This window comes from Salegentibacter sp., assembly GCF_041642575.1.
In the GTDB taxonomy this organism is placed as follows: domain Bacteria; phylum Bacteroidota; class Bacteroidia; order Flavobacteriales; family Flavobacteriaceae; genus Salegentibacter.
Genome location: NZ_JBEPWD010000085.1, coordinates 2938 through 8556, shown reverse-complemented (window position 1 = coordinate 8556; position 5619 = coordinate 2938). Strand labels below are relative to the sequence as shown.

General features: G+C 40.8%; 6 protein-coding genes. All 6 read left to right on the top strand.

From position 1 onward, the window contains the following. On the top strand, positions 1-458 hold a 458-nt coding region (locus tag ACESK1_RS10795), incomplete at its 5' end, for an ABC transporter substrate-binding protein (protein WP_372920190.1). 41 nt (positions 459-499) lie between these two features. Next, a complete protein-coding gene (locus ACESK1_RS10790; protein ID WP_372920192.1) occupies positions 500-1486 on the top strand; it encodes an iron chelate uptake ABC transporter family permease subunit in 987 nt (328 codons plus the stop codon). Between the two features lies 1 nt (position 1487). Further along, on the top strand, positions 1488-2282 hold the full coding sequence (locus tag ACESK1_RS10785) for an ABC transporter ATP-binding protein (protein WP_372920189.1): 795 nt from the start codon (positions 1488-1490) through the stop codon (positions 2280-2282). An 83-nt stretch (positions 2283-2365) separates the two neighbouring features. Beyond that, positions 2366-3787, top strand: coding sequence for a DNA recombination protein RmuC (gene rmuC, locus ACESK1_RS10780; RefSeq protein WP_372920191.1), 1422 nt, complete (start codon positions 2366-2368; stop codon positions 3785-3787). 1 nt (position 3788) lies between these two features. Beyond that, positions 3789-4946: a serine hydrolase domain-containing protein gene (locus tag ACESK1_RS10775; protein WP_372920188.1), complete on the top strand. Its 1158-nt coding sequence runs from the start codon at positions 3789-3791 to the stop codon at positions 4944-4946. Continuing rightward, positions 4936-5481 (top strand): acyl-CoA thioesterase, encoded by a 546-nt coding sequence (locus ACESK1_RS10770; RefSeq protein ID WP_372920187.1) that lies wholly within the window; start codon positions 4936-4938, stop codon positions 5479-5481. Before ACESK1_RS10775 ends, ACESK1_RS10770 begins: the two co-directional genes overlap by 11 nt. Positions 5482-5619 lie beyond the last annotated feature (138 nt).

The following is a 5619-nucleotide window of genomic DNA, read 5'->3' as shown; positions in this document are numbered from 1 at the left end:
AACTGGCTGAAACTGCAAAAAATCAACCTGATGTTATTAGCGGATCGATGTATAAAGACCAGTGGTATATGCCCTATGGCAATTCCTGGCAGGCCCGGTTTATCGATGAAGCAAACGCCAATTACCTATATAAAGAAACCGAAGGAAGTGGTAGCCTGTCGCTTTCTTTTGAAAATGTCCTTGAAAAAGCACAAAACGCCGATTTTTGGATTAGCTCCGGAGAGGTGAACTCCTACTCGCAACTATTAAATGAATCGCGGCATTATTCCCAGTTTAAAGCGGTACGGGAAAAGAAGGTTTTTAGTGTAAGCCTGGAAAAAGGAGAAACCGGTGGCGTTTTATATTTCGAATTAGGTCCACAAAGGCCGGATCTTATTCTTAAGGATCTTATTTCCATCTTTCACCCCGAACTCTTACCCGACCATGAACAAGTGTTCTTCAAAGCCCTGAAAGATTGATCTTAAGACGAAAATACATATTGACCTTTTCTTTACTGACCATGGCTTTAATAGGCCTGCTATTTCTGAATATAGGTCTTGGATCTGTAAAAATTCCCTTAAAAGATATTGTCGCTTCACTTTTCAATCTTGAAGTATCCAGAGAATCCTGGAGATACATTGTTTTGGAGTATCGTCTCCCAAAAGCTATAACAGCTATCCTTACCGGCTCCGGCCTGGCAGTAAGCGGACTTTTAATGCAAACCCTATTTAGAAATCCCTTGGCAGGACCTTATGTTTTAGGTTTGAGTAGTGGAGCCAGCCTTGGAGTTGCAGTGGTATTTATGGGCGCCGGATTATTTGGCGGAGCCTTTGCGGCTTTTCTACTTTCTAAATGGAGTATAGTTATCGCCTCCAGCCTGGGAAGTTTATTGGTTTTACTGGCTGTAATGTTGGCCTCTCTGCGATTACGAGACACGATGGCAATCCTCATCATAGGATTGATGTTTGCCAGTTTAACCGCAGCTGTAGTAAGCGTGCTTGCCTATTTCAGTCCGGCTTCACAGCTTCAGCAGTATGTATTTTGGTCATTTGGAAGTTTGGGTAATCTTTCATGGGAGGAAGTTTCAGTGTTAGGTTTGTTTTGGACTATCGGAATATTTCTTTCCGTTGCAGGCATCAAAAACCTAAACAGTTTGCTATTGGGAGAACAATATGCGAAAAGCCTTGGAGTGAGCATTCAACGGAACCGACTGCTGGTAATTCTGGCTACAAGTTTACTGGCTGGAAGCATCACTGCATTCGCCGGGCCCATAGCTTTTATCGGGCTTGCGGTTCCACATCTAATTCGCCAGGTAATTCCCGTGAATAACCACAGCATTCTTATTCCGGCAGTAATTCTGGGCGGAGCCATTTTAATGTTGATATGCGATATCGCCGCTCAAATGCCGGGTAATGAATTCACCCTTCCAATTAATGCGATCACCTCTCTAATCGGTGCGCCGGTTGTAATTTGGTTGTTGGTGAGAAAACGCCGATTTTTATTCTAATATGTCTGAAATTAATCTACATAGCATCCTAAAAACCGAAGAATTAAGCATTGGCTATCGCGGCAGGAATTTAGAAACCGTTATTGCCAAAAATGTCAATATCGATATATTTCCCGGTCAACTTGTGGCGGTAATAGGAATAAATGGTATTGGAAAATCAACCCTTTTGCGAAGCCTTAGTGGCGTACAGGAAGGCCTTTCAGGAAAGATACTAATTGCTGAAAAGGATTTAAAAAGTCTAGCTCCATTAGAACAAGCTGCACTAATTAGCCTTGTACTCACCGGGCAACCCGTTTCAAAAAACCTGAGCGTTTTTGAACTAGTAGCCCTTGGCAGGCAGCCCTACACCAACTGGATTGGCCGACTCACTACAAACGATTTGAGGCACATAAAAAAATCACTTCGCCTGGTTGATATCGAAAATCTGGAGAACAAAAAGTGCTATGAACTCAGTGATGGGCAAATGCAAAAAGTTTTAATTGCCCGGGCCCTGGCCCAGGATACCCCTCTGGTAATCCTCGACGAACCAACCACACATCTGGATTTGTATCATAAAGCCTATATTTTACAGCTTCTAAAAAAGCTTACCCGAAAAACAAATAAAGCAATTGTCTTCGCATCTCACGAAATAAATCTTGCCCTGCAGCTTTGCGATAAAATTCTGTTGATGCAGAAAAATGAAATTGTGATAGGAAGCCCTCAGGAACTTGTAAAATCGGGGGAGTTGTCCAGGATCTTTCCTTCAGATCTTATTTTCTTTGATGAAAGCAGTTCCTCTTTCAAGATAAAATCCTGAATTTATTCCTCTATTGGTATTCCCCCATCTTTTTGAGTGATATTTTTTTCAAATAAGTATCTTTGGAAAAAGCATCCTCCTCAATGACCGATTCCTTATTACTTATTCTCCTTCCTGTCATCGCAATCGTTCTGGGATTTATCCTGGGCAAACTTTTTTCCGGACTGAAATACAAAGGAAATATCAGTAAGATTGAAGAAAGGAATAATCAACTATCACTTCAATTAGAAGAGCTCAAAAATCAATTAACCAGAGCTATAAGAGTTCACAAAGAAGAAATATCTGAAATAAAACAATCTGGAGCGTTTCAGCTGGAAAAAATAGAAAAAGAGCGGGAAGAAATACGCCGGGAAAAGGATTTTTTAAGCACAGAATTAACCCGCAGAAATTCAGAATTCGACAATCTTCAGCTTAAAAATAAAGAGCAAAAAGCCGAAGTAGAAAAACTTCAGGAGAAATTCAGTAAGGAGTTTGAGAATCTTGCCAATAAGATTCTGGATCAAAAATCAGAGAAATTTACTTCGCTCAACAAAGAGAATATTCAGAATATACTAAAACCGCTTCAGGAGAAGATCAAAACCTTTGAAGAAAAGGTAGATAAAAACAGCACCGATTTTATCGAGCGTCACGCCCAGCTTGGTAAGCAACTTCAGTTTTTAAACGAGCAAAATCTCAAGATCAGTGAAGAAGCCACCAATCTTACCAAAGCCCTCAAAGGCGACACTAAAATGCAGGGCAATTGGGGCGAAATGGTTCTTGAACGGATCCTGGAACGCAGTGGCCTGCAAAAGGACAGCGAATACTTTGTTCAGCAGAATTTTCATACAGAAAACGGCAAGCGCGTGATGCCCGATGTAGTGATCCATTTACCGGGAGAGAAAAAAATGATTATCGACTCCAAGGTTTCCCTGAATGCCTATGAACGCTACATCAACGAAGACGAAGAGAAACAGCGACCGGGCCACCTGAAAAATCATTTGATCTCGGTTAAAAAACGGGTGGAGGAATTAGGTGGGAAGAATTACCACAATCTTTACCAGATGGAAAGCCCAGATTTTGTGTTGCTTTTCATTCCCATTGAAGCAGCTTTCGCCATTGCCTCCAACCAAAACCCAAATTTATATTCTGAAGCTTTTGAAAAAAACATCATTATTGTTACTCCTACTACCCTGCTCGCGGTTTTAAAAACCATAGATAGTATGTGGCAAAATGAAAAACAGAAACAAAATGCAATCGAAATTGCCACCCGTGCGGGAGCGCTTTATGATAGTTTTGTAAACCTTACCAATGAATTGGAAAAAGTAGGAAAACAGCTGGGAACGGTACAGAATACTTATGAAGGGGCAATGAAGAAACTTACCGGTAAGGGGAATCTTGTTGGCAAAGTGGAATATCTTAGGGAACTTGGCGCAAAAACCAATAAACAACTGGATACTAAACTGGTTAACCAGGCCAGAAGCGATGAAGAAGAAAAAGATCAAAATGATCTACAAAATTTAAATTAACATGAATAAAAAACTATCCATTTTCACCTTTATTTTTTCCCTGCTTTTGTTCCAGCAGGCATTTGGCCAAGTCACCTATTTTCCTGAAAAAGGAGAATGGGAAGAAAAAGAAGCATCAGCGCATGATCTGGAATTCTCTGAAGTAATAGAATTCGCCAACGAAAATGAATATTCAGGAGCCAAAGATCTTCGTCAGGCCATTTTAAAAGGATTCGAAAACGAACCTTATCATGAAATCCTGGGACCAACTAAACGCCGTGGTGGTCCGGCAGGGATGATCTTAAAAGACGGGTATGTCATAGCACAATGGGGAGATCCGGAACGAGTGGATATGACCTTTAGCGTAACAAAAAGCTTCCTTTCTACAACTGCACTTATCGCTTTAGATAGAGAGCACATAAAATCTGTTGATCAACCTGTTAAAGATTTTGTTTGGGATGATACTTTTAAAGGAGAGCACAATTCTAGGATCACCTGGAAACATCTTCTTCAGCAAACTTCAGACTGGAGTGGCAGTTTGTGGGACACCTACGATTGGGCAGACAGACCACCAAATGAAGGAGATATTGATGACTGGAAAGCGCGTAAATTAAACGAACCCGGAACTCATTATAAATATAACGATGTGCGGGTTAATGTACTAGCCTATTCCCTGCTTCAGGTTTTTCGCGAGCCACTGCCTAAGGTTTTAAAAGAGGAAATTATGGATCCTATTGGCGCTTCCTCAACCTGGAGGTGGTTTGGATATGATAATTCCTGGGTAGATATAGATGGGCTCAAAATGCAATCGGTTAGCGGTGGGGGGCATTCCGGAGGTGGAATGTTTATCAATACTGAAGATATGGCAAGATTCGGATTGCTTTTCCTGAATGACGGAAAATGGAAAGACCAACAATTACTCCCGGCAGAACTTACAAATCAAGCCATGACCGCTTCAGAAGCCAACAATAATTATGCGTATATGTGGTGGTTAAACAGAGCTGAAGATCCTCAATGGGAAGGGATTGACCGTGATATCTTTTACGCGGCCGGTTTCGGGGGAAATTTTATTATTGTAGATAAAACCAATGATTTAGTGATTGTCACCCGCTGGTTAGAACCATCCAAGCTTGAAGAATTCATGCAATTAGTCAATAAAAGCCTTCCTGATGCAAAATAAATATAAAACCATAGAAGAATCCCAGGTTCGAATTTCTGAATTAATGCTGCCCTCCCACTCCAATTTCAACGGGAAGATCCATGGAGGATACATCCTATCTTTACTGGACCAAATCGCTTTTGCCTGCGCTTCTAAACATTCAGGGGTATATTGTGTTACCGCCAGCGTAGATACAGTAGACTTCCTTAAACCTATTGAAATAGGAGAATTGGTTACCATGAAAGCTTCAGTTAATTATGTTGGAACCAGTTCTATGGTGATAGGGATTCGGGTGGAAGCAGAAAATATCCAGACCGGAGCTGTAAAACATTGTAATTCTTCTCATATAACCATGGTCGCCAAAGATGAAAATGGAAAAACCATTCCGGTTCCCGGTTTGATTCTTAAAACCGACGATGACATCAGGAGATTTGCCCAAAGCATTAAAAGAAAAGAGATAAAGATAAAAGATAATGAAGAATTTCAAGCCACTGATTTTAATTCTGAAGAATACCTGCACCTGGTGGAGAAATACAAAGTAAAAATCGAAAAGTAATTTTGAAGTTTAACGGATTCATAGTCGCGCTTTTTGCTGCCATAATTATCGCTTATTATGTTCCGCAGGGTATTGAGATCCTTCCTTTAAAGACGATCACCGATATCGGGATTGGTCTTATCTTCTTTTTTTACGGAC

Coding starts and splice junctions, on each gene's coding strand:
- ACESK1_RS10790 (WP_372920192.1), top strand. CDS start 500: ATGGCTTTAATAGGCCTGCTATTTCTGAATATAGGTCTTGGATCTGTA.
- ACESK1_RS10785 (WP_372920189.1), top strand. CDS start 1,488: ATGTCTGAAATTAATCTACATAGCATCCTAAAAACCGAAGAATTAAGC.
- rmuC (WP_372920191.1), top strand. CDS start 2,366: ATGACCGATTCCTTATTACTTATTCTCCTTCCTGTCATCGCAATCGTT.
- ACESK1_RS10775 (WP_372920188.1), top strand. CDS start 3,789: ATGAATAAAAAACTATCCATTTTCACCTTTATTTTTTCCCTGCTTTTG.
- ACESK1_RS10770 (WP_372920187.1), top strand. CDS start 4,936: ATGCAAAATAAATATAAAACCATAGAAGAATCCCAGGTTCGAATTTCT.